Here is a 1,094-nt window from a genome sequence, read left to right on the forward strand (position 1 = left end):
TGTCGTGACCCGGGAGGTTGTTGACGGCGTGGCTGCTTGAAAGTGGGAGGACCTCCTGACGGAGTGGATGTGTCTGGCATTCACCCGTAGGAGGTCCTTGTGTCTCACGCTAACGCCCGTACCAATATGTTCGCTCGTCGGCTGATCGTTGAGCGTGTCGCGGCCGGTTGGCCGGCTGCACATGTGGCTGAGCAGCTGGGGATTTCGCGGGCAACGGTGTACAAGTGGTTGCGCCGGTACGCCCAGGGCGGCGATACCGCGCTGGCCGATCGTTCGTCGCGGCCGATCCGGATGCCCAACCGCACGAGCCATCGGGTCGAGCAGAAGGTGCTCGCCGCCCGGCGACGCCGTAAGCGCGGGGCTGTTGTGCTCGCCGCCGAACTCGATCTGAATCCCTCGACGGTCGGGCGGATCCTGGTGCGCCACCAGATGCCACATCTGAGTGCCATCGACCCGATCACCGGCGAGGCGGTGCGCTCATCGCGGCGCAGCCCCAACCGCTACGAACACCCCACGCCGGGGGCCATGGTTCATATCGACGTCAAGAAGCTCGGCCGCATCCCGTCAGGCGGTGGATGGCGGCTGCACGGCCGCGACGCCACGGTCTGTGTTGCCAACCGGCATAAGAAGACCAAGATCGGCTACGACTACGTCCACACCGCCATCGATGACTACACCCGGCTCGCCTACAGCGAAGTGCTCCCCGACGAGAAGGACCCCACGTGCGCTGGGTTTCTCCACCGGGCAATGGCCTGGTTCGCCGCCCAAGGCGTGCGTGTGCGTCGGCTACTGACCGACAACGCATTGGTCTACCGACACGGCACCGACTGGGGCTGGGTGTGTTCGGCCTGGCAGCTCAAACGCCGATTCAGCAAGCCCGGCTGTCCCTGGACCAACGGCAAAGCAGAACGGTTCAACCGGACCCTGCTCAACGAATGGGCCTACGCCCACCCCTGGACCAACAACAGCCTGCGTAGACGCGGTCTTGACCAATTCCTTCGCCGCTACAACACTCGACGAGGCCACTCCGCCCTCGGCGGACGACCACCAATCAGCCGACTCGCTGCCTGACAACAACGTGTCAGGTCACGACG

The 1,094-nt window shown here is 64.9% G+C and carries 1 protein-coding gene; it reads left to right on the forward strand.

The window, feature by feature from the left end; translation table 11 throughout:
- Positions 1–99 precede the first annotated feature (99 nt).
- Positions 100–1,071 (forward strand): IS481 family transposase, encoded by a 972-nt coding sequence (locus AWC17_RS10090; protein ID WP_085164590.1) that lies wholly within the window; start codon positions 100–102, stop codon positions 1,069–1,071.
- Positions 1,072–1,094: the final 23 nt, after the last annotated feature.

The sequence above is a fragment of the Mycobacterium nebraskense genome (assembly GCF_002102255.1).
GTDB classification, from domain to species: domain Bacteria; phylum Actinomycetota; class Actinomycetes; order Mycobacteriales; family Mycobacteriaceae; genus Mycobacterium; species Mycobacterium nebraskense.